We start from the raw sequence: 26,299 nt of genomic DNA, 5'->3' as shown, positions 1-26,299 counted from the left end.
GTGAAGATCGTTAGCGATAATCCCTCGTCCCTGTTGATCAAACAGGGCGGGGGATTTTTTATGGAATTTTCAAAGTGGTCAAGGGTACTTTCAGGAGGGATCAGCTGTGGCTAAAGAAAGATTTGAGAAGCCGACTGGCACGCAGGATGTGTTGCCAGGCGCGGTGGAAAGATGGCAGTTCGTTGAAGAGAAAGCCAGAGATTTGTGCCGGCGCTTCAACTATCGTGAAATCCGGACCCCGATGTTCGAGCATACGGAGCTGTTCGAAAGAGGCGTCGGAGAGACGACCGATATCGTGGAAGGCGAGATGTACACCTTCAAAGACAAGGGGGACCGGGATCTGGCGCTGCGTCCGGAAGGGACGGCCGGCGTCGTCCGCGCTTACGTACAGAACAAGCTGTACGGAGAACCGGATGTCAGCAAGCTCTATTACATCGGTCCGATGTTCCGCTATGAGCGTCCGCAGGCTGGAAGATACCGCCAGTTTCACCAGTTCGGCGTGGAAGCGTTCGGCGCGGTCGATCCGGCGATCGATGCAGAAGTTATTTCGCTCGGTTACCAGTTCTGCAAGGACCTTGGCCTCAGCGGCGTGCGGGTCGAGATTAATTCGGTCGGCAATATTCCAAGCCGGGCCGCATACCGGGAGAAGCTGCTCGGCTTCCTGCGTCCGATGAAGGACAGCCTGTGCAGCGACTGCCAGCGGCGCATGGAGCGCAACCCGCTGCGCGTGCTGGACTGCAAGGTTGATCAGGCGAAATTCGTCGATGCCCCGTCCATCTTGGACAGTCTGGATGAAGAGTGCACGGTTCACTTCGCCAAGGTGCGGGCGCATCTGGATGCGATGGGCGTCGATTATGCCATCAACACGCGGCTTGTTCGGGGGCTCGATTATTATACACACACGGCGTTCGAGTACAAGGCGGCCGGCATCGGCTCCATTGACACGGTCGGCGGAGGCGGGCGCTATAACGGCCTGGTTGCCGAAATCGGCGGACCGGACCAGCCTGGCGTCGGTCTCGGCATTGGATTGGAACGCATTCAGCTTATTCTGGAGAACCAGAAGGTGGAGCTGGAAGCGTCCAAGCCGCTGGATGTGTATCTCATAGCGCTCGGCGAAGAGGCGGAAGCCGAAATCACCAAGCAGCTGTTCATTCTGCGCAGCCAAGGCTTCTCGGCGGAGCGGGATTACCTGGGACGCAAAATGAAGGCACAGATGAAATCCGCCGACCGCATGTCGGCGCGTTATACCGCCATTCTTGGCGAGGAAGAGCTGCAGCGCGGGGAAATCGCCCTCAAGAGCATGGCGACAGGCGAGCAGCGCACCGTTAAACTGGAAGATCTGGGAGAAGTGCTGGCGGAGCAGGCTTGATCCAAAAGTCTGCTCAGAACGGCAATGAAAGATAGATTTTAATTACAAAGGGGTATGATATATCATGCAAAGAAGCCATAACTGTGGACAGTTGACGACGGAACATATTGGACAGACCGTAACATTAAGCGGCTGGGTGCAGACCCGCCGCGACCTTGGAGGCGTGCTGTTCATCGATCTTCGCGACCGCAGCGGAATCGTACAGACCGTCTTCAACCCGGATTATTCCGGCGAAGCGCTGGAAATTGCCGACAAGACGCGCAGCGAGTATGTTATTGCGGTTACCGGCCAGGTAGTCAAGCGCGACCCGGAAACCGTGAACCCTAACCTGCCTACCGGCGAGATCGAAGTACGCGTTACCGCCATTGAGGTGCTGAACGCGGCCAAGACCCCTCCGTTCTTCATTGAAGACGGCGTCGAAGTGGACGAGTCGCTTCGCCTGAAATACCGTTATTTAGACCTGCGCCGTCCAGAAATGCAGAAGACGCTGCTGCTCCGCTCGAAAGCGGCCAAGATTTTCCGCGACTTCCTTGACGGAGAAGGCTTCATCGACGTGGAAACGCCGATTCTGACCAAGAGCTCGCCGGAAGGCGCGCGCGACTATCTCGTGCCAAGCCGTGTGCATGAAGGCGAATTTTTCGCCCTGCCACAGTCGCCGCAGATTTACAAGCAGCTGCTGATGGTCGGCGGTGTGGAACGCTATTACCAAATCGCCCGCTGTTTCCGCGACGAGGACCTGCGAGCCGACCGGCAGCCGGAATTTACCCAGGTGGACATCGAGACCTCATTCCTGGCCCAGGACGACCTGCTTGCCATGATGGAGCGCCTGATGCAGCGCCTGTTCAAAGAGACGGTCGGCGTAGATCTCGCCCTGCCGTTCCAGCGCCTGACTCATGCCGAGGCGATGGGCAAATACGGCTCGGACAAGCCGGACCTGCGTTTTGGTCTTGAACTGATCGAAATGAACGATATCGTCGCAAGCAGCGGCGTGAAGGTGTTCGCCTCCGTCATCGAAAAAGGCGGGGAAGTGAAGTGCCTGAACGCCAAAGGCTGCGGCACCTGGACGCGTAAGGAGATCGACGATCTCGGACCTTATGCGGCACGCTACGGAGCGAAGGGCCTTGCCTGGATTCAAGTGAAGGAAGGCGAATTCCGCGGTCCGATCGTGAAGTTCTTCACCGAGGAAGAGATTGCAGCAGTTAAAGAACGCACTGGAGCCGAGGAAGGCGACCTGCTGCTCTTCTCCGCAGACAACAAGAAGGTCGTCGCCGACGTCCTCGGCGCGCTCCGTCTCAAAATCGGCCGCCAGCTCGGGCTGATCGACGACAGTGTGTACAAGTTCGCTTGGGTAACCGACTTCCCGCTGCTCGGCTATGACGAGGAACAGAAGCGATATATGGCGGAGCATCATCCGTTCACCCGTCCGCGCGAAGAAGATGTGGCCCTGTTCGACACCGATCCCGGCGCAATCCGCGCGCAGGCTTACGATATCGTGCTGAACGGCTACGAAGTCGGCGGCGGCTCGATGCGGATCTACAAGCGCGAAGTACAGGAGAAAATGTTCGACGCGCTCTCACTGTCCAAAGAAGAAGTGCAGGATAAATTCGGCTATCTTCTTGACGCATTCGAATACGGCACGCCTCCTCACGGCGGCATCGCCTTCGGCTTCGACCGGCTCGTTATGCTGCTGGCAGGCCGCAATAATCTGCGCGAAACGATCGCCTTCCCGAAAACGGCCAGTGCGACCGATCTGCTGATGGACGCTCCGTCTCCGGTAAAAGACGCGCAATTGGACGAACTGCACATCAGAGTCGCTATCAAGGAAAAAGCCAAGAAATAGGAGGCTGGCATCATGCTGCATCAGTTCTCACGTACCGAATTGGCTATCGGACCCGAAGGTCTGGAAATTATGAAGAACAGCACGGTAGCCGTGCTCGGCATTGGCGGCGTCGGCTCCATTGCAGTGGAGGCTATGGCCCGCACGGGAGTCGGCCGTATTATCCTGATTGACAAGGATTCGGTCGATATTACCAACATCAACCGCCAGATTCATGCGCTGACGACAACGGTCGGTCAGAAGAAGGCGGACCTGATGGTGGAACGGGTCAAGCTGATCAACCCGGAGTGCGAAGCGATCGCGCTGAATATGTTCTATACCGAAGAAACGTATGAAGAGCTGTTCAAATACAAGCTCGATTACATCCTCGACGCATCGGATACGATTCATTACAAAATCCATCTGATCAAGGAATGTCTCGCCCGCAAAATCCCGATGATTTCGAGCATGGGCGCGGCGAATAAGATGGACCCGACGAAATTCCAGGTCGCTGACATCTCCAAGACGACGATGGACCCGATCGCCCGTGTCATACGCCAGAGATTGCGCAAGGAAGGCATCAAAAAAGGCGTTAAGGTCGTGTTCTCGACCGAGGAGCCGATGAAGCCCCGGCAGGATGTGACGGACAAAATCGTGCCGGAGAATGCGCCCGAGATCCGGAAGGCGAAGCAGCCTCCCGCGAGCAACGCGTTCGTGCCGCCGGTGGCGGGACTCATTATGGTCAGCGTCGCCGTGCGAGAGCTGCTGGAAATCGGCGGGGTCAAGATTTAAAAACGGTCATAAATAGAATCGAGAAAAGAGCGAGCGCCGAAAGCGGGCGGCTCGCTCTTTTGCTGACCGTGAAGCTTTCACGTTATTTTTGGCATACTTAGTAATACCGGAGGTAAACTTGCATGAACAACGACTTTTGGCGCCGCAGCCTCGGGATTGAACCGGAGCTTAATCTGAAGCGGGAATGGGCAGCCGGCATCGTCTCCTATTTCGCGTCGGTCTATATCGTCATGGTCAATGCCGCCATTCTGCATGATGCGGGCATGCCGCTTCGGGCGGGGATGGCAGCCACGCTGCTGACGGCCGTCGCCGGCTGCCTGCTGATGGCCTTCGGCGGAAAGACGCCGATTATCGTAGTGCCCGGCATGGGCATCAACGCTTTTTATACGTATACTCTGGTTCATTCCATGAAGCTGGACTGGAGAGAAGCGCTGGCGGTTGTCGTCGTCACGGGTCTCCTGTTCGCCCTGGTGGCGTTCACTTCGCTCTACCGGATACTCAGCGATGCGATTCCGTCCAATCTTCAGCATGCGATTACCGTTGGAATCGGGCTGTTTCTGACCTTTATCGGCCTGCAAAAAAGCGAGATCGTGATCGCCCACCGGACGACCTTTGTCGCCATCGGGCATTTCAGCGATCCCGCAGTCATTACATCCTGCGTCACTCTTTTGCTGGCGATTGTGCTGTTCCTGCGCGGCACGCGGGGCGGGCTCCTGATCAGCATGCTGGCCGGGAGCGGCCTTGCTTACCTTCTCGGCGCAGGACACGGGCCGGACAAGACAGAGACGGGGCCTCTCTTCGCCGGCTACGGGAAAGTGTTCCTTGGCATGGATTGGACCGGTGTGCTCAGCCTCGTGTTCTGGATCGCCGTCTTTCTGCTGCTGCTGATCGTCGTATTTGAGAACATCGGCCTGGTCTCCGCGCAGACCTTGATGGCCGGACATCCCGAACGCTTTAAGAGCAGCCTGCGGGCGCTCTCGGTTGCCAACATCGCCGCCGGGCTGCTGGGCAGCAGTCCGGTCGTGGCCGCTGCCGAATCGTCCGCCGGAATCGCCGCCGGTGGACGTTCCGGCCTGACCTCATTTATCGCCGGGCTGCTGTTCGGCGCCACGTTCCTGTTCATTCCGGCGCTGGCCTATATACCGGACAGCGCCATCGCGCCGATTCTGATCATTATCGGCGGCCTGATGGTGCAGAGTGTGCGCCTGATGAACTTTAGCGATCCCAGCGAAGGCTTTCCCGCCTTTTTGATCATGGTCATGATTCCGTTCACTTACAGCATTGTCGACGGCATGGCCTTCGGATTCATCGCCTATCCCGTCGCAAAGCTTGCGCTGGGCAGAAGCAGCGAGGTTCCTCCTGCTTTGTATGGCATTGCCGGTCTGTTTACAGCGAATTTTATTCTTCATGCCTTCCTTTGAAATGCAGGTTTCACATTCCGGGATATGGTAATTGCTTATGACCTGTGCTACAATGAATATCCTTTTTGTGCGAGCATGGCGACAGGGAGCGCAGCTCCTTCGGACCGGTTTTGCCTTAACATGGACGGGGGAAGGCTTTCCCCATATTACTTTTAGGAGGTAACTGAAATTGGAGGACAACTTTCAAAGTGCCTATCAAGAGGAGCACGAAAGGCTGACCACAGCGCTTGCGGAAATTGACCGGCAGCTGACAACGCTGACAAACACACCGGTGTACACGGGCAACGATTACACGGAACAGATTCTGGAGGCATCGAGGGAGCAAAGACGCGGCAGTCTGGGCAAGCTGCGACAGGAGCCTTACTTCGGACGGCTGGACTTCGAGGAGAGCGGCGACGGGGAACGCAAGGCGCTTTATATCGGCAAAATCGGCGTGGACCGCGAACAGGTTAGCGACCGCCCGCTCGTCATCGATTGGCGCGCACCGGTGGCGAGCCTGTTCTATTCGTTTACCGGGGGCATGGAGCCGGCTTCTTACGAATCGCCGGAGGGTATTGTCGAAGGGCTTGTGTATCTCAAGCGCAACGTGGTGATCCGCAAGCGGATTTTGGAACGGGTTGCGGACACCTTTGACCGCGAGAGCGACGGTCCGGCGGTGTCGGATGAATTTCTGGTCTACCGTCTGGGAGAGAACAAGGATAACCGGCTGAGAGATATCGTATCGACTATCCAGGAAGAGCAGGACCGCATTATCCGGGCGGCAAAAAACACGGCGCTCATCATCCAGGGCGTTGCCGGTAGCGGAAAAACGACAGTGGCGCTGCACCGGCTCGCCTTTTTACTGTATCAGTACAAGGAGCAGGTGGCGGCGGAGCGGATGATTATTTTTGCCCCGAACCGGATGTTTCTGGACTATATTTCCGATGTATTGCCCGAGCTTGGCGTCGGCAACATTCAGCAGAGCACCTTTGCCGACTGGGCGGGGGATATGCTGGGTTTGGAGCTGCCGCAAAATGACGCCATGGAGACGCTGAACCGCTGGTTCGAGGCGCCAGGCGGGATGCCCGAAATCACGGAACAGACACCCGGACGTTTCAAGGGGTCGACGGTACTGATGGGAATCATCGAAGACGCGGTGCGGCGGCTGGAAACAAGCTCTGTCCCGGAAGGGGATTTCTCTCCGTGGGAGGGGGCGGTTCTGCCCCGCAGAATGATTCTCAAGTGGCATAATGAAGAATACGCCCCTTATCCGCCTGCCAAGCGAAAGGAACGGGTCATGGCCCGGATTCACCGCTGGATCGAGATGGAGCTGAAGAAGAGCCCTTCAGCAGCGGCGCTGAAAGACCGGAAGAAGAAAGGGGCGCAGCGCGAGAAGGCCTATGGCGCCAAATGGCCCAAATACGATCCGTTGACGATCTACAAGCAAATCTTCCGCGCTGTGAAGACGCCTGCGGATTGGCCTAGCGAAGACCCAGAGGCCATTCCGGCGGCCGTGCTGAAGGAGACGCGCGGTCAGCTCAAGAAGGGGATGGTGCTGGAGGAGGATTTACCGCCGCTGCTGTATATTCATTACCTGCTCAACGGGGATGAAGGCGTGCAGAAGTTCGACCATGTCGTCATCGACGAGGCGCAGGATTTCTCGCCGTTTCAGATAGCGGTGCTCGATCTGTATGTGCGCGGACATTCCTTTACAATTCTCGGCGATTTATCGCAGGGGATTCATGCCTACAAAGGGGTGCATGACTGGAACGAAATGCAGTCCCTGTTCGCGCCGGAGCATACATCGTACCACGCGCTGACGCGAAGCTACCGGTCCACGATGGAAATAATCGATTTTGCCAACGGGATTCTGTCGGCGGGCGTTCGCAGCGACCTGCTTGCCGTCCCTGTATTCCGCAGCGGCAGCCCCGTTCGGCTGATTCAATACGGTGAGAGCCGGGAAGGCGACATCCGGTCGGCGCTTGCGGACCTGTCTGGAAGAGATTTCCGCACCGTGGCGATCCTGACCCGGACGTTGGCGGACGCAGCGCATCTCTACGAAGTTTTGTCGGCGCATTTTGACGATATCCATCTGATCGACGGCGGAATCGCGGAATACCAGGGAGGGCTCTCGGTGCTTCCGCTCTATTTGTCCAAGGGACTGGAGTTCGATGCTGCCATTGTGGCCGACGCCGATCTGGAATCTTATGGCGAAACGGCATGGGACGCGAAGCTCCTCTATGTCGGCTGCACCCGGGCGCTGCACGAGCTGTGGCTGCTCCATAACGGCAGAATGCCGGACTATTTGCGCGAAGCGGCGAACGGCGGGGAGACGGCTAAAGGGTGGCCCGAAGCCCCTTCTGCGGCGAAGACGGAATAGCTTGAAAGGATGAATATAAATACAGCCTGGAACGGGTTCCGGGCTGTATTTTTTTGGCAAAAGAAAACCATACGCTATGCGTATGGTTCGGGAGAGCTTCCAGCGATGTATCAAAAAAAATTCCTCCTAATGTTACAATAAATTTGGTTCGCCAACCGAATTTATCGCACAATAGGAGGAATACAGATGTCATCTGATGTGAACAGTTTAGCACATACAAAATGGAATTGTAAGTACCATATCGTGTTCGCCCCAAAGTATAGACGCCAAGTAATCTATGGGAAATTGAAACAAGATATTGGGAAAATACTGAGACAACTATGTGAAAGAAAGAATGTAGAAATTATCGAAGCAGAAGCGTGTAAAGATCATATTCATATGCTGGTGAGTATTCCACCAAAGCTCAGTGTATCGGCGTTTATAGGATATTTAAAAGGAAAGAGCAGCTTGATGATCTTTGACCGACATGCCAACCTAAAGTATCGGTATGGAAATCGGAAATTTTGGTGTAAAGGGTTTTACGTGGATACCGTCGGAAGGAACAAGAAAGTGATACAAGAATATATCCAAAATCAACTGCAGGAGGATATCGTCGCGGAACAAATAACAATCATGGAATACATTGATCCATTTACAGGAGAAGAGATCAAAGATAATCGAAAGAAGAAGAAATAGAAAACCCCTTTAGGGGTAGCAGTAAAAGTAGTGCGGTTGGCGAACCATTCAGTGCCCTTTAGGGCTGGCCAGTAATAAAGGCTTTCAGCCGCAGAACAAACCACCCGTTATACGGGTGGTTTTGATTTGCCTGACTTAACAAGATGAGCCGTGAAAGAGTGGGGTGTTAAGGTGGCGCGGCCGGTTCTATATAACTTCGAGGCTGTGCTCTATATCCTATGAAATGGTATGATAGAGCAATACAGCTTAAAGCAAGGAGTGTAGATATGGATTTATTTTCTTTCGGGAATGAGGCCGGCGACGGCCGCCTGCTGGCGGACCGCATGCGCCCGGAGACTCTCGATGAATATATAGGCCAGGAGCATATTGTGGGCAAAGGCAAGCTGCTGCGCCGGGCGATTGAGGCGGATCAGGTCTCCTCCATTCTGCTGTACGGGCCTCCGGGCTGCGGCAAAACGACGCTCGCCCACATCATCTCTCACCATACAAAGGGAGAGTTCGTAAGGCTTAACGCCGTGGAAGCGACGGTTAAGGATGTAAGGGAAGTGATCGAACGGGCCCAGAACGCGAGAGCCCTGTACGGCACGAAGACGATCCTGTTCCTGGACGAGGTGCATCGCTTCAACAGCTCGCGCCAGGATGCGCTTCTCCCGGCGGTGGAGAAGGGAACGATCATTTTTATCGGGGCGACATAACATTATATACATTGATCATTAAAGAGAAAAAATAAAAAGGCAATATCTTAAACGGTATATGATTAATATTGTTTGGAGAATAAGTAGTTTTGGAGAAAAAGTATTTAATCATTACTTTTTCTCAAAATATTTTTTGATAGTAGAATGTACGACAGTGAAAAAGCGGACTTTTGTTGATTTTGAGGGATCACTCTTTATTTCTGACCTGGTAATTCTTTTGCATCTGTCTTACAGTAAAGTAACGATATAATCGCTAGGAGGCACAAAACAAATAAGCAAGTAGAACGCGGTCAAGTCGTGTCCTTCTTGCTTGTACTTGATGTAGATGAGTATGGAATAAAATATTTTCTGGAACCCTTGAAAAAAAGAGGAGCAAACTGAAGGTCCAACGAGAACAATGATTGTTCTTCTAGAGTCTGTCGTTCCTTCATCCCCGATCCTCTTATACAATTATTTTTGAAATTCATAATGGCCTTTTCTTCACAAACTCTTCAATATATTTGCAAGCCGCCCTGAATCCTGCTTGTGAATCATCAAATTTTTTACCGTCAACTATTATCGTTGTAGCAAACAAGTTTATAAAAAATCGATAATGATTACGGTCAATCTCACAATATTCTTGCATTTCCATCGAACCGTATCCATCATCTATATAAACCGGGCCACCACAAATAGGACAAGTTATATCCTTAAGAAGTATGCTTTTGATGACGCGTTCTTCTTCACTCTGATGTTCCATGATATATACCTCCTTGGAGCTCCATGTCTATTCAACCCCGATACCCATCAGATGCCCAACGTACTGTATATAACTTTTCGGTTTCTTCTAAGGGCATTTGTTTAAGAAGCTGCTCAAACTCAAGAATAACCGCTGCTGCATCTATTGGATCAACATATCCAACTTTATCTAGTACAGCTATTAATGTGCCTATCGCCTGTTTGAAAGAAATTTGGTTACTCAAAATATGAAAAAAGTTGTCAATAAACAATTCACTATTAGAAAACGCAGCCTTTTGGAGGATTGGATCGTTAGTATTTAAAAAACAACGGATTGAATCAAGATAATTTGCAAAGATGTCTTCACTTGAGAGTTTCTCTATATGGCGCTCTAAGGCATTGATTAAAAAAATGACTTTCTCAGTATCATTTAACAATGTCATGTTCTTTCAACCCCGATACATTTGGTTTTCTAAAAGCCTTGTCGCACTTCATCATTCACTGTCGTTGTAGAGTCCATACTCCGGTTCGGTATAAGTACAGCACGCTTTAGCTCGTCAACCTCCCCGCCAGCTGCATGAGATAAGACTTTCCTTCGTCATCATCATCCGCCAATGGGGCAACAATTCAGGCACACAAAAAAAACGTAAACGTCCAGGAAGGTCATTCATGTGCGTTATCTTGGAGATAAGGTAAGGGAAAATCGAGAATCTGATCCGTATATCGCAAAACCCGTATAACAAATCTATTTTATTATGAGTGACAGGCCGCAGCGCGTTTGCCACCTCAAACTTGGATTTCCGCCTCTTGTCTACTTGGTCAACCGGAATACTCCGGTAAACCAACAATAAACCAAGGTATACCATCGTCTAGCGTGAAGAGCGATGAATGGCCATCCCTGGATCAAGCTTTCTTAGTTGTAATTGACATAATGGAATGCCTCGAGATAAAAGCAAGCTATGAAACGAGTCATGTATAACTATCTGAAATAGATTGCATCTTCCCCCATTTGAAGAAGAAATGGCAATATATCTAGCGGCTGATCTTGATTTGAAATTTTAAATTGAGTTGATGTCTTATTTTTAGAAGTCGTTTCATTATAACTTATTCCTATTGCCCAATGTCGTAGAGGACCATTTTTAATATTTTTACAGAAAGTTTTGGATAAAGCATCTGTAAGTTCGTCTTCAGCAGGATCCAAGAAAACTTGATTATCTGCTAAGTAAAGCTTATAAACGTAAAACTCGTAATTTTTTTTAAATAGAAGATAGCAACATTCTTTCTCGAAGACTAATTTTTCAAAGGAATAGGATTCACGATGACCATTTTCACTTAATAAGATAATAGTTTTTACATTATAAACTTTAGGTAGCATGTCTAGTGCCCCCTTATGAATTTACTCGGGCAATAATTGAGCAATTAAATCCGCTGCCAATGTTTTTGAACCGGACAGACCTTTGAGATACTTTAATCTTCCTGATGCGGACCAATCGAATTTTTTAATTTTCTTAATCGTCTTTGTTATTGCAGCATAATTAATATTTTTTTTATTTTCAGAGACATTCCGTCCAATTAATTCGCACCCTGCTATGGATAGAGCATTGATACAAACGATATGTGTAATCCTGTAATCTTTGTAATCCATCCACTCTTGGCTAAAGATTTCCTTTACTGAATTAAAATACACTAACGATAACAGCAACTTTTCCTCTCTTGGTAAAGAAGCGATATGAGGTTGGTTGGTAAGTAGTTCAAGGGCACGGTATAAATTTTGTAAAGTAATATGTCTTCCAGAACTTCGTTTACCAGTAATAGTTCCAATATTATGAAACGGACTATCATTACGTATGATCAGCTCGGTTGCGATCCAACTTAGGTCGTCTGAGCTTCGGCGTAAATATCTACTGAGAGAAAGACCGATACCCTTTGCTTTAGTATTAATGGTATCGAACAAATGGATCTCTTCGTCTTCGTCAAGATAATGGAATGCTAAAAAGGGTACTGATATTTCCGCATTGGTTTCTTGGGAATACCTTTTTATGCCACCAAGGCGATGCTGCCCATCCATTAAAGAAGCTTTTTCTTTACATAAAAGTCTTCCATAACTTGGTCTTTGTTTGTCGTACGATACAAATTCCCAATTGGCTTCAGCATTCAGGAGAATAGGAGTAAATAATGCATTCTCACCCTTGGATAAATATAAGGCAAAATCAGTACATCGCTTTCTATCAACTGGTCTTTGGTAGCCTTTACCTGAAGGAAGGTCATATGGTTTTACATAAGTAAGATGAAGGGCTACATTGGAATTCATGTGACCTAAATAAGCGACTTTTCCCCGCATTTTATATTGCAATACATTTTCAATGGCATGTTGATTCGCTAACGTATTCATGTATTCTTCTCCTTGATAGTGTATTGTATATTATAATAATAGGTGTTATAATACCTAAAATCAAATGGAATAATGTAGAATAATACTCTTTATATTTCAAAAGGACTTGCCTACTCTTTAGAGAGAGGTGGTCCAATTGTCATATTTCTATAAAGAAGTTGGTCAAAATATTAGATTCTATAGAAAATTAAGAAATTTTACACAAGAGCAATTAGGTGAAAGGACTAATTTTGATCAATCTTACGTAGGGAAAATTGAGAGAGGAGAAATAAACGTTTCGTTAGAAACGATTGAAAAGATTGCGAGTTCTCTGGATGTTTTACCTAATAATTTTTTTGAAAGGAAACAAGAGGTAAACTCGGATGCTGAACGGGCACATCTTGAAAAGATTAACTTAATGCTGGTTGGGAAAAACTCTAAGGAGTTAAAACACATTCAAAAAATTATAAATGAAATTCTTCTTTTGAAAGAAGGTGATTAAAATAGAAAGGTAGTCAAAAACCTTTCGAGTTTATATCTATTGGTATTCTCCAATTTTTATTTAACGTCCGGATAAAGCCAAGGAATTAATGATATCTTATAAACCTGAAGGAACACTTCATGCGATTAGAAGAGTTTGATGGGGGATTTAAATTGATATTTAAAATTACTAAAAAGTGGAAAATAAGATTAGGGAATGGGACTCGTGTAAGGCGGTCGATACGACAGGTGCTAAATTTGGGTACCCATTCATTCCAACAGGTATTGGATTAATCATTGAAGTTCACTGCGATGTTTGCAATAGAAAATTGGATCTTACCGAAGACTGGTGATGAAGAAAAATTTGTGGTTGTAGCACAATAGAAACGGAAAATAATGTTTAAAATAAACGGCTCAAAGGACATTAATACTAAGAGTAAGGAACTGCCATTTAACTCCCAGTGAGTTTATGGTCAGTTCCTTTTTCTTTTGTCAGCGGACTGCACCGAACTTTGAAATCTTATCTAGTACAGCATCAGTCTTTAAATTGTGGGTAAAGCCTTTTAAGTTTTATCCGTGCATCTTTGGTAGTGAATTGCCAATCTATACCTCTTTGAGAAGCGTTACGAGCAGATTCCCATTCGGTCAGTTCGCTTGCTAATTCTTCTATTGACGGAATTCGTCTTGCTAAACATTGGCGCGTCATTACGCTCAGCTCAATTTCAGCAATGTTCAGCCAACTGCCATGTTTGGGGGTGTAATGAATTTCGAGCCGTTTGGCTAGACGCAAGGCGGTTTCCGGTTCAAAGGCTTCATACAACGAGGCGATCGAATGCGTGTTTAAATTATCCATCACTAAACGAATTTTGGGTGCACTCGGGTAATGTACGTCTAACAGTTCTCGAACTTGCTCCGCCCATTCCATTTTTGTGCGGCGAGGACGAACGCTGACGTGTCTCCAGCCCACAAGCGGTTCAGTGAAGATAAAGATACTGCAGGTCCCATGACGTACGTATTCGGAGTCTTCACGCAGCGGCTTGGCGGGCTTCATCGGGATCGGTTTTCGAGCGTCATCCAGCAGTTGGAACGGTTTCTCATCCATGCAAATCACGGGACATTCGCTGTCGTAGGGTAAATGGTAGACCTCTAATACATCTTCCATGGCTGCCACAAACGCTGCATTCTGCTTCGGTGGAATGCACCAACACTTACGAAGATGGGGCTTGAGTTCGTTTTTTTAAAATGCGGTCCACCGTGTCGTACGAAATGCTGTCAATGTAACCCAGTTCAACGGTCTTGTCTGCTAAAAGTCGAAGGGTCCACCGACTTCTTCCAGCGGGCGGAGTACTGCAACTGAGCGCGATGATTTTCGCCTCCAGTTCGCCGGTAACCTTTGGAGGATTTGGCGGTGTCAGTCTCTTTTTTCGTTCGACAGCAGCCTGTAATCCCTTTTCCGAAAAGGTCTTACGGACCAGATATACCGTGTTGGTGTGGATGTGTAATTGCTCCGCAATGGTGGTGTCCGAAAGCTTGCCGCCCACCCGGTTCTCGTCCGCCCACAACAGAATTTGTGCTCGCCGGAGTGAGCGTGCGGCCACTTTCCCTTTTGAGCACACCCCTTGTAATTCTTTCTGCTGATCCGGGGTCAAGCAAACCGCATATGCACGTAGTTTCATAGTCGATACCTCTTTTTCTCTCGACTATATCATATCTACCAAAAGTTAACTATTTTAATTCTGATGCTGTACTAGAGCCTCTAAAGATACCCCGTATTTACACATAGCATCGCAATCGCAGCGTAAATCAGAAAATAAAATATCAGAAATACTTGGAATTTTTTCTTGCTGGAGGGAAGGGCGGAGCAGTTGAGCCTGAACTTCCTTCTCGCGGTTATCGGGATAAATGAGGTAAAGCCGGGAATTCGGATTTCCAAGTAACTCCCCCTAAAGGAGGGCGCTACTACACCCCTTCCCAGCGATAAATTCAATGGGTTCTGATACACTTATTCCACCCCTTTTTATATCATTAATGTAAATATTTTGTGTAAACATCGTTTCTCCATAGAATCCACACAAGCTTATTTTACAATGATCCTGATTGGGAATTGTTAAAAAAAGTATTTTATAATTAGTTTTAAATCTGTCCTCAACGAGGGTGTTCAGGGTATTAGTTTACAATTACAAGAAAACTAATCCTACCAATTTTCGAATAGAAAGGACGAGCGTTTTATATACTTATGTTTCGGTACTAAGTCGTCTGGAGCAACCGGGAAAATATTGAATACCTGACAAATACAATGATCCGAGGGAGTGAAATGATGAAGATTAGCAGAAGAGATTTTCTTAAATGGTCTGTAGCAGCTGCAGTATCACTAAAGGTTGATCTTGATATCGATAGACTAAATACCGTGCTTGCAGCAGAAACCGATCCACCGGTTATTTGGCTTAATGGCGCAAGTTGTTCAGGATGTACACTATCAACTTTAAACGTTACTAATCCAACAACGATCGATGATGTACTGTTAAACAAAGTTAGTTTGAAGTATACTACAACTCTTATGACTACAGTAGGGGAAAGTGCTGTACAAATTCTTGATCAAGCAGCTAATCAGTATACCGGAGAATTTATACTTGTCGTTGAAGGTGCAATACCAACTGCAGAAAACGGATATTATTGTGTGATTGGTGAACTAAATGGACAACCGATTACAATGATGAAGGCAATACTTAAATATGGTCCTATGGCTAAGTATATAGTATCAGCAGGAACCTGCTCTTCTTTTGGAGGTGTACCGGCAGCCGCCCCGAATACAACATCTGCTGTATCGGTAAAATCATTATTAAGCGGCAAGACTAAAAATCCTATTATTAACCTCCCAGGTTGTCCAGTTCATCCAACGGTTTTAATACAAACTTTGCTTGATCTTATCTTAATAGGGACACCTTCATTGGATATGTCTAATAGACCAACTAAATATTATAGAACAATGATTCACCATGTATGCCCTAGAATAACTACTCCTAAGGTATCGCAGCCAGGTATCTATGGATGCTATATGGAGATTGGCTGTAAAGGGCCAATGACTAACAATGTATGTCCATCCTTCAAATGGAATAACGGAAATGGATGGTGTGTAGAGGTTGACCATCCATGCATTGGATGTGCAAATGCAAGTTTTCCAACTAATCCGTTAACTAGTGAAAAGTGCTGAATATGATGCATATGACAGGTAGAAACAACTTTATAACTTCTTCATAATTCCTACATAAAACCTACACGTCTCTTAGGTAAGATATAATCAAGGAGGCGAAAGAAAATGAAGAAAACTTGGATTGTATTGGCAGCAGTTACCATGGTGTTTGCTCTGGGTACAGCGGTGTACGCCGCAACGGATAAAGACAAGGGCTTTCAAGAAATGCTCCCTCAGATGAAGCAAATGCATCCGGATGTATCGGAGCAGCAGCTTCAGGAGATGTATAACAACTGCAAGAGCAATGGGAAAGGTATGTCCGGCATGATGAATGGCGAAGCGGGCGGTATGATGGGGAACATGATGAATGGCTCCATGCAGAACATGATGAACAGTTCGACAACTGCAAGTCAGTGAACGGGACAACTTGGTGCTCAAAAGCAGAAAACAATCAGACTCTCTTGTCAACAGAGAGTCTGATTTTTGTTATGGCTTCAGCCAGTTGAGTGCGTGAAACGCGCGAAACAAAAAACTACCCGCTATGCGGGTGGAGGGATCGAGGGTTTGACCAACAAGACCATTCCGATAAAATTGAGATGTTCAGGCTCAAAGAAAGGAATGGTCTTAGATGGCAAACAAGAGCTATAGTTTAGCTCACACAAAGTGGATGTGCAAATACCACATTGTATTCACCCCGAAGTATAGACGGAAAGAGATTTATAATCAAGTGCGGAAAGACGTAATCGAAATAGTCAAACGTCTATGTAAGTACAAGGGAGTCGAAATTTTAGAAGGTCACATGATGCCAGATCACGTACATATGCTGGTCGCCATACCTCCCAAAATTTCAGTATCGGCATTTATGGGATATCTGAAGGGAAAAAGTGCGCTCATGATCTTTGAGAAGCATGCCCAACTAAAGTATAAATATGGGAACCGAAAATTTTGGGCGGAAGGGTACTATGTGAGCACCGTGGGTTTAAATGAAGCCACCGTAGCAAAATACATTCGAGAACAAGAAGCACATGACCAAGCTATAGATAAACTGAGTGTAAAAGAGTACGAAGATCCATTTAGCGACAAAAGGAACAAAAAGAAATAAGCCCGTTTAACGGGTAAGTGGAATTGACAAATTACACTGAGCCTGAACAAATTTATGGTCAGGCTAGCGTCTTTAGGTGCAGTTTGGCAACAAGGGGTTATACCCCAAGAGCAAACCACCCGTTGGACGGGTGGTTTTGATTTGATGCCTCTAAAACGCTTTTGCCACCACAATCTTAAACTCTTCCGTCTACTGTTGAGTGTAATTGGGGGGCAATTACCCAGCGTTCGTATTAATAAGTACTACCCAGATTTCCGGTTGAAATCATCAGTTTGATAATGTGAAAACTAAGCTTTTAGCCGTAAAATATACCCTGACTAATCACTAAAACCATACTTCCTTATTGGTCATAGTTCTAACTCTTGATAATAATCAGTATCCAATTCTAATGGAATACGTGCCGTGTCAAGTTGTAGGTAAGCTTTCTCAACTAACTTGAACAAGGGTGAAGGAAGAAGGGTTCTTGCATATTCCGCGCCAGAGGATTTAATCAAGTCAGTCGTTCGAAACATTTTTTGTTCATTAATGATTTGGCCCTTACAAAATTGAATTTCATGGTCAATCGATTTTTGTACCAATATATTTGCTTTTGGCGTGATAAAAACTTCAAAAAGAGTGGATGGATACACAATGCCGTTAAAATTCGGATTGTTGACATGATCGTAGGGATTGTGTTTAATTTCGTATTTTACAATGGATTTTACGAAGATTTTCTTTACCTCTTGATTAGAAAAATAGAACATCGTTTCTGTAAACCCACGAACCTCCAATTTGGATTTGTTAACATAACTTTTTAAAGCCTGATTAATAAAATCTGAAATTAACGTGCTGTCTCCTTTACCGGTATTAAGAGCTCTATGCACTAAGTCGGGATTAATATTCAAATTGTTTAATGAAGATAGTTGTACAGCCATTCATTTTTCCTCCTTCAATGGAATTTGTAGGTCCAGTTTAGCGAAAAAGTATAGAGAAACCATGTAGTTTTAATGATAATCTTGTGAAAAAACAGTCTGGTGGTAAATTACCTTGTTGAACGATGAGAACAGTCAGGAAATGATTAAAATGATGAAAAGTTATGCAGGAAAACAGCTAATGGGGGAGCGTTCTGTGGGAAGTTATAATTGGAACACATCTTGGTGTATGGTATAAAAATAGGGGCACATGTTAGTCACTATACTTTCGTCTGTGACTTGAAGGATTCAGTTACTTTTCGTCTGTTTAAAATTGCTTGAACTTCTTCAACAGACAAAAGAAGAAAACGTGCCGACCAAGAATGAACCATGGGTCGGCACGTTCTAACTTCTGTAAGGATTAATAAATGATATAATCTATCATAGGATCCACAACGGGAGCACCTCGTTGCTTATACAAGCAGTTAAAGTCATACAATTCAGACGCTTGTTGTTTTAATATTTTCAACGTCTTTTGAATAAAAAGGAAGGACTTTACGTAGGAAAGGAAGTACATAAAAGTCCCCTCCAAATTTTCCTGCATTGGCTCCCGCCACTAGGATTATGCTTCCAAGTAGGATAAGCCATGGATTGACCGACACAGTTCCGGCAAACAAAAACATGAAATTCATTAACAGTCCAAAAAATGCTGCTGCCGTGGTCAAAATACCGAGGATTAAGCCCAAGCCAACTAAAAATTCGCCCAACGGAATGAGGAAGTTAAACAGTTTTGCATTAGGAAGCGCAAAGTACTCAATAAACCAGGTGAAATTGGGGTAAAGGACTTCTTTCGTCGCATTGTCCAGAACCGGTTTGGAGACCGCATTGTTTAAAAAACCAGTTGCATCAAAAGCCTTATCACCCGTTAGTTTTCCCCATCCGGATTCTAACCATTTCCAACCTACTATCAATCTCAGAAGGAGTAATACTCCAGCCGCAAATACATTCTTCCTCAAAAAACGAAAAAACATGATTCATCATCCTCTTCTTTTATATGAAATTTTTCCCTTCATGCGTATTATAAGAAAAAAGTATGAAGAAACAATGTGTTAAAAATGTATACTTCATGACAAATAAGGTACCATTGAGCTATCTGGCATAAATAAAACAAGCAGCTATTTATCCGTTTTTCAGATAAATGGCTGCTGATTTTGTCTGTTTTTAGAACAGACTTTCTTAATTGTTATTTTCCATTTGCATGTTGCTATGATCCATATTCTGCATGTTCCCTTGATTTTGATTATTATTTGTTTGGCTACATCCTGCTGCGCTAATTAGTAATATTGAACTACAAATTAGAATCAGGATAAACTTCTTGCGGTTCTTCATTTTTTAATTTCACCTCCAATAGGAATCGAAGGTGATTATACTATATATAATACAATTTTAGACACTTGTTTTTATTAAATTATTTAATTAAGAGTGCTCCCACCAAATAGAAATCGTTTTTCCCATTGAGTCCCTGGGATATTATCAATCCTTACACCTCCGGATTTTTTGGAGTAAGTGTGGAGTATTTTTCCGTTGCCTAGGTAGATCCCGTTATGGGTGATTCGGGCTGTATTTTTATCAATTCCTGTGTAAGAGGACTCGTTATTTCCTCGATAAGACATAAAAAACATGATATCGCCGGGCTTTAATTCCTGCCAGTTTTTTGTGTGCGAGCCATTCTCCTTAACGTAAGCTCCTTGTTTACGTGAATCGGGAGGTATGGTAACTCCTGTACCTTCTTTGTAGGCTTGTCTTACAAAATCGGAACAGTCAAAAGTCTGTGTATTACTGCGACTGGAACCAAATTCATAGGGGGTGCCCAAATATTTCATTCCACTGTTAATCACATTTTCTCGCAGATTACTAGTTTGGACAGCTGTAGATTGACTTGCTGCGGAAATAGATGAAACATTCAGTGAACCAAAAGAAATTGAGGCAGCTAGTGCTACGAAAATAAATGACTTCTTCTTCATGTTCTATCCCTCCAACAGGTTGTAATAAATATGGGACACATCATAACATAGTTTTAAAACGTTTGTAGATATATAAATTTTGGTAATTATAACTTTAAGCACTAATCCGTTGACTATAGATCTAAAAGAAACTACAATGTGTAGTAGTTAAAACATGCAGGAGGATTACAAGGTCCTATTATGACGAAATGGATTATGTTATTGTTTGTTTTATTAGTCGTTATGTTGATTATTTGGGGAGATAAGCTTTTGGAAGATACTCCTTTAAGTAGTTCTCTATTCCAAAAGTATCTAGAGAGAAGGGGGTAAAACGTGTTGGTTAAACGTATTAATTTAGAAGGAGAAGGGATAAACCGCTTTTTTGGATCTCTTGAATCTCAAATTATGGACATTATCTGGGCTAACTCAAAAGTCACGGCGAAGCAAGTACAATCTCTTCTCAAAGAAGAGCTGTCGTACAATGCTGTGATGACAGTAATGAATCGGCTTTTTGAAAAGGGTCATCTCAAGAAAACAACCGTAGGTAAGGGAAGGTTTAAGCACAGTTATTTTGAACCCATCCAAAGTAAAGAGGCATTTATAAATGAGCAAACGCGAATTGTGACCGAGGAACTTATTCATGATTTTGGGGGCCTAATGGTCAACCACATGGTTGATGCTGTACAGGAGGCCGACCCAGAACTAATGAAGCTGTTGGAGGCTCGCTTGGAGCAGTGGCGCAAAGGTGTTAATGATAATGAGCATTAAAAAGCATCAAGTGGCTCTTAGTTTGATGATCCTTATTAGTTTACTAATATGGAGTCAAATGATCTTATATGTTTTACATGAGTTTAGAGGATATTCTCCAATATGGGGATTGCTGGAATATTGTCTTTCTGCATTGGCAGAGAGGACGATATTACATCAAGTGATTTTCGTCGGACTGAATATTATTATCTTGTATAGCTTCTTTGTAGTCATAATCATGGTTTATCAGCAGATCAGACTAGAACGACAGTGGAATAAGGTTGTGCAAACTCAATGTGATATCACTTTAACTAACAGGCTTAATAAACGGTATGATTTTATAGATGGACGGATTGTCGTCATTCACCGTGATTCGTTATTAGCTCTCACTTCGGGTTTTTTCAGGCCGAAAATTGTGCTTTCATCAAAGCTTGTTCAAGAGTTTACAGAACACGAAATTCTTGCTGTTTTATTACATGAGTACAACCACGCTCAAAAGTTTGATCCGCTTCGCTTACTGATCATTCATCTCATTAAGAATAGTTTACCGTTTGTTCCCATCTTAAAAAAGCTAGCTCATTATATTATGGTCTGGACTGAAATTGAAGCGGATCAGTTTGCGGTTAGTCAGATGAAATCACCGTATGAATTAGCTTGTGTGCTCTATAAATGTTCCAGAAGTAAACAAAAACGACCTATTGGGGTTGGTTTCGCTGATGATGCAATTAATTATCGAATTCAAAAGCTGGTTCAACCGAAGGCTAAGATTAAAATTCCTGTATTAGAAATAATCCCAGTGGTTATGTCATCCATTCTATTTGTATTGCTTAGCATCATTATCATAAGCGGCTGCAGCTAGCCGCTTTTCTTGAAAGTTAAAAACTACGCATTGTAGTTTATGAAATAAGGTTAACCAACTGAAGAAGGTGCTTTAAGTTGTATATTAAACTACAATATGTAGTTTATAAATAAGGAGAGGACTTTTTTATGTGTGGAATTGCAGGGATTATGAGATTTGAAAATGACCAAGGGCCAACTGTATCCATGTTAAGGAAAATGACCCATATGATGCAGCACCGTGGCCCTAATCACACCGGAATCCGAATCATCGATAATCAGGTCGGTTTAGGATTTACCAGATTATCAATTCTTGATTTATCGAATGGAAGTCAGCCACTATCCAATGAAGACCAAACCTTTTGGCTAATTTTTAACGGTGAAATTTATAATTATCAGTCCTTAAGAATAGAATTGGAGGGATTGGGACACCGATTCCAAACGAATACTGATTCTGAAGTTATTGTCCATCTATATGAAGAATATCAGGAGCGCTGTGTAGATAAGTTACGTGGAATGTTTGCTTTTGCTATCTGGGATCGGAAAAACAAACAAATGTTTGCTGCCCGGGATCACTTTGGCATTAAGCCATTTTATTATTACTTGGATCATAAGAAGTTTGTATTTGCATCGGAAATTAAAAGTATTATAGCGGTGGAAGATATTAATCCGGCAGTCGATCCTAAAAGTTTACTGCATTATCTCACACTTCAATACGTTCCGCAGCCAGCTACAATGTTTCGTGGAGTCAGTAAACTCGAGCCAGGTCATTTTTTGAAAATAGATTCCAGGGGAAGAATCACAAAACAGAGATATTGGGAGCCAAGCTTTGAAGCAGAGGATCGTCCGCTTGAGACCTTTATCGAAGAAATTAGATACAGTCTTAGGAATTCGGTTAAACTGCACACGCAGAGTGATGTCCCCCTAGGAAGCTTTTTATCTGGTGGTATTGATTCTACAGCGATAGCAAGTTTCTTAGCGAGTCAACGTTCGGTTAAAACCTTTTCAGTCGGTTTTGAAGGAGAACAAAATGAAAATGTGGTTGCTAGACAAATCGCCGAAGCGCTGGGAACAAATCATTTCGAGGAACTGATTTCGGCTCAACATTTTTTTGAAGATACCATGAAAGCTGTATGGCACATGGACGAGCCCATTGCAGATCCATCGGCCATTGCCGTTTACCGGTTAGCACAATTAGCAGGGGAACAGGTTACTGTGGCACTGTCCGGTGAAGGAGCCGATGAATTGTTTGGTGGATATCGCATTTATAGGGAGCCTCACTCGCTAAAACCATTATCGTGGATGCCTGCAGGAGTAAAAAAACGATTAAAACAATATGTAGGTGAAATCCCTTTCTCATTTTATGGAAAGAATTATATCCGAAGAGCACTGACCCCTTTGCAAGAGCGCTTTTTCGGAAATGCCAACATTTTTTCGGAAGATGAAAAAAGGATGGTCCTAAATTTTCATCCTGACCTATATAAAAACTGGGAACCTACGACGGAAATCACGAGAGCCATTTATGAGGAACATAAGAATCTGGATGACATAACCCGCATGCAGTTAATAGATCTCCAACTTTGGTTGCCCGGTGATATATTAATGAAAGCGGATAAGATGAGTATGGCTCACTCTTTAGAAGTCCGCGTTCCTTTTCTTGATAAAGAGGTTTTTGAAATTGCTCGAAAAATTCCTGCCTCTCTACTGGTGGCAAAAGGAACTACTAAATATGTGCTGCGCAAAGCCTTAGAAGGTATAGTTCCCTTTCCTGTGTTAGACCGTCCTAAGCTGGGCTTTCCTGTACCCTTAAGAAAGTGGTTACAAACTTCCATTGGTGACATCATGATCGAGCAAATCGAGAACAGTGGAATTGATCAGTGGATTCAAATAATCTATGTTAAAGAGATGCTGAAACAACATCGAAGGGGAAAAGTGGATTACTCCCGCAAGATTTGGACAATTTATATTTTTTCGTTGTGGCATTCTTTGTATATCCAGCAGTCTTCTATAAAGCGTGCTTTGGTAAATTAAGATAGTAAGGCAGGATATGGGTCTTTGGACTAATTATCAGATTTCTCATATCATTGACTAGTAGGGTCGTAAACGAAAAAAGTGAATAGTCATTACAATTTTGTTGCTTTTAGTTTTAGATATCTTTATTTGTATTTGATAGAAATGTAGTAGAAAGGATTTTTACTCGTAAGTAGCTGATATTCCCCATTGCCTTATCTTTCCTTGTTATATTAAGATTTTAGAGCAAATTGTACTACAAAAATATGTAGGAACTATGTGGATCGAAAATAAAACAAACGAGTAAGAGAAAGTATTGACAGGCGTCTTCTAAATATTATAAAGTAGAAATAGTTACAAAATATTAACTTGCTGCCGAATTTCGTTTTGAAAACGGGGGAACCATTCCGGGTGAATTATTCTTGTAATCAAGAGAGTATAGGGAACCTTTAACCGAACCCTCAGCTAACTCCGTAGGCATTGAAGGGAGAATAAGGTTCTGAAGAAAGTCATCATTTCTCTAATAGGAGCTGCAGTTTTATTTACTTCAACAGCACCCACAATCTTTGCAAGTGAAATCAAGCTTCAAAGCACAGTGAAACAAGTAATTGGAACCCCATATTTATGGGGAGGAACTACTGTTTCAGGGTTCGATTGTACAGGGTTTATCTTATATGTAATGAAAAAGTTTAATGTAAATAGTCTTCCGCGTACATCCCAGTCCCAGGCCAAGGAAGGAACTCCGGTAGCTAAAGAAAATTTGCGATCAGGTGATTTGGTGTTTTTTAATACCTTCGGTAAGGGAGTATCTCATGCAGGAATTTATATCGGTAATAATCAGTTTGCACACGCCTCCAGCAGCAAAGGAGTAAGAATAAGTAAGTTATCGGAATCATACTACCAAAATCGTTACGTTACCGCTCGGCGAGTGGTGAATGATAAGAGTTTCCGAACAATGATAAGTGACTAACCAATAGGACAATAAGGGCAAGTTCGTGTTTATTCACACGGGCTTGTCTTTTTTCATTTGAAGGCCCTAAGAGAGTGGTGGAGAGTTGTTGGGGACAGATAGAATGCAGTAATACTCATTTCAAAAATAAAAATAAATAGGGGCTTTACGAATGAATAGCTTCTAAGGCTCGTTTCGCATTTAAGGAGTTTGGAACTAAGGGAATAATTGGTTTGCGAAATGAAAATGCTAGTGATGGGAGGAATGTGCAATGATGTATGGTTCCAAGATGACCATGATGTGCTTCATCATGGTGATTGGTTTACTTCTTCTGATCATTGCTATTGGCATAACAATTTATGTAGTTATCCGATTGCTAATGAGGAAATACAGAGTGGATGATGGACCCCTCATGATATTAAAAGAACGTTATGCCAATGGTGAACTCAGTGATGAAGAGTTTAATCATAGACGAAAATTATTGGACAATAAAAGTCAGACTTGAATTAAACAGGGGCCTGCTACGTAGAAGGCTCCTGTTTAATTCATGTCGCTTATCAGGCTCGATTACGATAGTAGACGTCTGCTCCACTAAAGCTTCCACATTTCCTACCCTAGTTATATCAAGCAGCACCATCCGCTTCGTTCTTAATGGATAGTCAACCCTAAACTGAACAATAATTATGAGGGCGCTTTTCTGGCTTGTACAGGAGTAAGATACCTCAATGTACCGTGGATTCGGTGATAATTAAACCAATGAACATAGTCCTGAAGTTCGACAGATGAATGGAAATATGAGGAACTTAATCCGGATTTTTTAATGAAGGAAAGGATCCCAGGTTGAAGAGGCTGGTAAAGGACAAGAAATATGATCTATTATCAAGAAGAATTCCGTTGATATTATTTAACTCGATGTTATGATGCTTGATATGGATGGCTTGCTTTATTTGGTTATATAGTTTCCTTATTCTATGTCTGAATATTTTGCATCCGAGTATTTATCCTCGACTAGAATCCTGTCTACATGATTTCCACATAATTTTAAAGTAAAGTAGTATTAATTCTAACGCTTAACAAAAATAGATGGGCGAGTCCATCTATTGGTAAATGGAGGTATAATGATTGAGCGAAATACTTACTTTTCTGATTTTGGCTGCTACAACTGCCGCCATGAGCGTTAACTCCAGTAAGCCACATGTCATTTCTGAAACCATTGAAGACTTGCAGTTTTTGTCACAATTGGCTGATGAGCTATTGTCGGATCAAGAGCGAACGATCGTTACAAGTGTTAGTTTTGAAGGTGATAAAGCGGAATTAGAGTCTTTAGCCGCAAAGTTATATGCAGATAAGCATGTACAGAGTCCAATAGATGATAACAATGGAAAAAAGTGCTCCTTAGTGCTTCAAAATCGCGTCAGCGGACTAAAGGCACTACCTGCAGCTGAATCATGGATGAAAGATACAGTTGCAAATCTGGAGAAATTAGGGATTGTTGGTTTTTGGAATATCAGCATTGAGGGATGGATGATTGAGGGAAGAGAAATGAGTGCTTTGTTGGATCCTGTTTTGCTGTACATCTCTGCTTACGAAGTAGAATCTGATCAAAACGGCCAACAATTGTATACCAGTTATTACTCTGGGCTTTTTCATAATTCAGTTATGGCTGAAGATGAAAAGTTTAACCTGCAAATACTTACGAATTACTCATCCGAGTTCAAGAAATGGTATATGGCTTTGGGGACACCGAGGATTACTTCATATTAATGATATCATGACTTTTATGATTATTGTTTGTTGGTTGAAGGATAGTTTCTTGCTGTTTTTGGTTTGACCTATCTTTTCGAATTATAGTGTCGGATGAGCTGCTAGTACAGCA

25 protein-coding genes, 1 pseudogene and 1 riboswitch are annotated in these 26,299 nt (G+C 44.4%); of the genes and pseudogenes, 17 read left to right on the top strand and 9 right to left on the bottom strand.

Annotation, left to right across the window (positions count from 1 at the left end; genetic code table 11):
• Positions 1-106: 106 nt before the first annotated feature.
• From hisS to PUR_RS19445, 7 genes and pseudogenes are all read left to right on the top strand, one after another.
• Positions 107-1,369, top strand: a complete 1,263-nt coding sequence (gene hisS, locus PUR_RS19475; RefSeq protein WP_179036671.1) for a histidine--tRNA ligase — start codon at positions 107-109, stop codon at positions 1,367-1,369.
• A 64-nt stretch (positions 1,370-1,433) separates the two neighbouring features.
• Positions 1,434-3,209, top strand: coding sequence for an aspartate--tRNA ligase (gene aspS / locus PUR_RS19470; RefSeq protein ID WP_179036670.1), 1,776 nt, complete (start codon positions 1,434-1,436; stop codon positions 3,207-3,209).
• 12 nt (positions 3,210-3,221) lie between these two features.
• Positions 3,222-3,977 carry a tRNA threonylcarbamoyladenosine dehydratase gene (locus tag PUR_RS19465; protein WP_179036669.1) on the top strand — a complete coding sequence of 252 codons (756 nt, stop codon included), beginning with the start codon at positions 3,222-3,224 and terminating at the stop codon, positions 3,975-3,977.
• Positions 3,978-4,099: 122 nt separating this feature from the next.
• Positions 4,100-5,398 (top strand): NCS2 family permease, encoded by a 1,299-nt coding sequence (locus PUR_RS19460; RefSeq protein ID WP_179036668.1) that lies wholly within the window; start codon positions 4,100-4,102, stop codon positions 5,396-5,398.
• 169 nt (positions 5,399-5,567) lie between these two features.
• On the top strand, positions 5,568-7,757 hold the full coding sequence (locus PUR_RS19455; protein WP_179036667.1) for a HelD family protein: 2,190 nt from the start codon (positions 5,568-5,570) through the stop codon (positions 7,755-7,757).
• A gap of 186 nt (positions 7,758-7,943) precedes the next feature.
• On the top strand, positions 7,944-8,432 hold the full coding sequence (tnpA, locus tag PUR_RS19450) for an IS200/IS605 family transposase (RefSeq protein WP_179034640.1): 489 nt from the start codon (positions 7,944-7,946) through the stop codon (positions 8,430-8,432).
• 266 nt (positions 8,433-8,698) lie between these two features.
• Positions 8,699-9,124 (top strand): annotated as a pseudogene (locus PUR_RS19445) (AAA family ATPase); the annotation flags it as partial.
• A gap of 466 nt (positions 9,125-9,590) precedes the next feature.
• Here PUR_RS19445 and PUR_RS19440 read toward each other — a convergent pair.
• The 4 genes from PUR_RS19440 to PUR_RS19425 form a co-directional block, all read right to left on the bottom strand.
• Positions 9,591-9,866 (bottom strand): hypothetical protein, encoded by a 276-nt coding sequence (locus PUR_RS19440; RefSeq protein ID WP_179036666.1) that lies wholly within the window; start codon positions 9,864-9,866, stop codon positions 9,591-9,593.
• 31 nt (positions 9,867-9,897) lie between these two features.
• The gene (locus tag PUR_RS19435; RefSeq protein WP_179036665.1) at positions 9,898-10,287 is read right to left on the bottom strand and encodes a hypothetical protein; all 390 of its coding nucleotides are present in this window, start codon (positions 10,285-10,287) and stop codon (positions 9,898-9,900) included.
• Between the two features lie 536 nt (positions 10,288-10,823).
• Positions 10,824-11,219 (bottom strand): hypothetical protein, encoded by a 396-nt coding sequence (locus tag PUR_RS19430; RefSeq protein ID WP_179036664.1) that lies wholly within the window; start codon positions 11,217-11,219, stop codon positions 10,824-10,826.
• Positions 11,220-11,240: 21 nt separating this feature from the next.
• Positions 11,241-12,236 (bottom strand): DGQHR domain-containing protein, encoded by a 996-nt coding sequence (locus PUR_RS19425; protein WP_179036663.1) that lies wholly within the window; start codon positions 12,234-12,236, stop codon positions 11,241-11,243.
• Between the two features lie 136 nt (positions 12,237-12,372).
• Here PUR_RS19425 and PUR_RS19420 point away from each other — a divergent pair, with 136 nt between their 5' ends.
• Positions 12,373-12,717: a helix-turn-helix domain-containing protein gene (locus tag PUR_RS19420; protein WP_179036662.1), complete on the top strand. Its 345-nt coding sequence runs from the start codon at positions 12,373-12,375 to the stop codon at positions 12,715-12,717.
• A 513-nt stretch (positions 12,718-13,230) separates the two neighbouring features.
• Here PUR_RS19420 and PUR_RS19415 read toward each other — a convergent pair.
• Positions 13,231-14,371 (bottom strand): IS630 family transposase gene (locus tag PUR_RS19415; RefSeq protein ID WP_179033643.1). Its coding sequence is split into 2 segments (ribosomal slippage): positions 13,231-13,933 and positions 13,932-14,371, totalling 1,143 coding nucleotides; the frame shifts between segments, so codons are not numbered across the junction.
• 620 nt (positions 14,372-14,991) lie between these two features.
• On the opposite strand from PUR_RS19415, the gene PUR_RS19410 reads away from it, so the two are divergent.
• The 3 genes from PUR_RS19410 to tnpA (PUR_RS19400) all read left to right on the top strand — a co-directional run bounded on the left by PUR_RS19410 (position 14,992) and on the right by tnpA (PUR_RS19400) (position 16,987).
• A complete protein-coding gene (locus tag PUR_RS19410; protein ID WP_179036661.1) occupies positions 14,992-15,906 on the top strand; it encodes a hydrogenase small subunit in 915 nt (304 codons plus the stop codon).
• A 105-nt stretch (positions 15,907-16,011) separates the two neighbouring features.
• On the top strand, positions 16,012-16,302 hold the full coding sequence (locus PUR_RS19405) for an FAD/FMN-containing dehydrogenase (RefSeq protein WP_179036660.1): 291 nt from the start codon (positions 16,012-16,014) through the stop codon (positions 16,300-16,302).
• 211 nt (positions 16,303-16,513) lie between these two features.
• The gene (gene tnpA / locus PUR_RS19400) at positions 16,514-16,987 is read left to right on the top strand and encodes an IS200/IS605 family transposase (RefSeq protein WP_179036659.1); all 474 of its coding nucleotides are present in this window, start codon (positions 16,514-16,516) and stop codon (positions 16,985-16,987) included.
• 347 nt (positions 16,988-17,334) lie between these two features.
• Here tnpA (PUR_RS19400) and PUR_RS19395 read toward each other — a convergent pair whose 3' ends face one another.
• From PUR_RS19395 to PUR_RS19385, 3 genes are all read right to left on the bottom strand, one after another.
• Positions 17,335-17,901 carry a hypothetical protein gene (locus tag PUR_RS19395; RefSeq protein ID WP_179036658.1) on the bottom strand — a complete coding sequence of 189 codons (567 nt, stop codon included), beginning with the start codon at positions 17,899-17,901 and terminating at the stop codon, positions 17,335-17,337.
• A gap of 476 nt (positions 17,902-18,377) precedes the next feature.
• The gene (locus tag PUR_RS19390; RefSeq protein WP_179036657.1) at positions 18,378-18,908 is read right to left on the bottom strand and encodes a DoxX family membrane protein; all 531 of its coding nucleotides are present in this window, start codon (positions 18,906-18,908) and stop codon (positions 18,378-18,380) included.
• A gap of 441 nt (positions 18,909-19,349) precedes the next feature.
• Positions 19,350-19,901: a C40 family peptidase gene (locus tag PUR_RS19385; protein ID WP_179036656.1), complete on the bottom strand. Its 552-nt coding sequence runs from the start codon at positions 19,899-19,901 to the stop codon at positions 19,350-19,352.
• A gap of 312 nt (positions 19,902-20,213) precedes the next feature.
• Here PUR_RS19385 and PUR_RS19380 point away from each other — a divergent pair, with 312 nt between their 5' ends.
• From PUR_RS19380 to PUR_RS19360, 5 genes are all read left to right on the top strand, one after another.
• Positions 20,214-20,648, top strand: coding sequence for a BlaI/MecI/CopY family transcriptional regulator (locus tag PUR_RS19380; protein ID WP_179036655.1), 435 nt, complete (start codon positions 20,214-20,216; stop codon positions 20,646-20,648).
• The gene (locus tag PUR_RS19375; protein WP_179036654.1) at positions 20,638-21,486 is read left to right on the top strand and encodes a M56 family metallopeptidase; all 849 of its coding nucleotides are present in this window, start codon (positions 20,638-20,640) and stop codon (positions 21,484-21,486) included. The genes PUR_RS19380 and PUR_RS19375 overlap by 11 nt, the downstream gene beginning before the upstream one ends.
• A 128-nt stretch (positions 21,487-21,614) precedes the next feature.
• Positions 21,615-23,495 carry an asparagine synthase (glutamine-hydrolyzing) gene (gene asnB / locus PUR_RS19370; protein WP_179036653.1) on the top strand — a complete coding sequence of 627 codons (1,881 nt, stop codon included), beginning with the start codon at positions 21,615-21,617 and terminating at the stop codon, positions 23,493-23,495.
• A gap of 342 nt (positions 23,496-23,837) precedes the next feature.
• Positions 23,838-23,969: riboswitch (cyclic di-AMP (ydaO/yuaA leader) on the top strand.
• 4 nt (positions 23,970-23,973) lie between these two features.
• A complete protein-coding gene (locus PUR_RS19365) occupies positions 23,974-24,444 on the top strand; it encodes a C40 family peptidase (protein WP_179037999.1) in 471 nt (156 codons plus the stop codon).
• Positions 24,445-24,694: 250 nt separating this feature from the next.
• Positions 24,695-24,928: an SHOCT domain-containing protein gene (locus PUR_RS19360; RefSeq protein ID WP_232101571.1), complete on the top strand. Its 234-nt coding sequence runs from the start codon at positions 24,695-24,697 to the stop codon at positions 24,926-24,928.
• A gap of 176 nt (positions 24,929-25,104) precedes the next feature.
• Here the strand turns inward: PUR_RS19360 and PUR_RS26625 are convergent, their stop codons facing one another.
• A complete protein-coding gene (locus PUR_RS26625) occupies positions 25,105-25,245 on the bottom strand; it encodes an IS3 family transposase (RefSeq protein ID WP_442953850.1) in 141 nt (46 codons plus the stop codon).
• A gap of 300 nt (positions 25,246-25,545) precedes the next feature.
• Between PUR_RS26625 and PUR_RS19350 the strand changes: the two genes are divergently transcribed.
• Complete coding sequence (locus PUR_RS19350; protein ID WP_179036652.1) at positions 25,546-26,187, top strand: hypothetical protein; 642 nt, start codon at positions 25,546-25,548, stop codon at positions 26,185-26,187.
• Positions 26,188-26,299: the final 112 nt, after the last annotated feature.

Origin of the sequence: Paenibacillus sp. URB8-2 (assembly GCF_013393385.1) — a bacterium.
Lineage (GTDB): Bacteria > Bacillota > Bacilli > Paenibacillales > Paenibacillaceae > Paenibacillus_AQ.
This window is presented reverse-complemented; position numbering and strand designations above follow the sequence as displayed.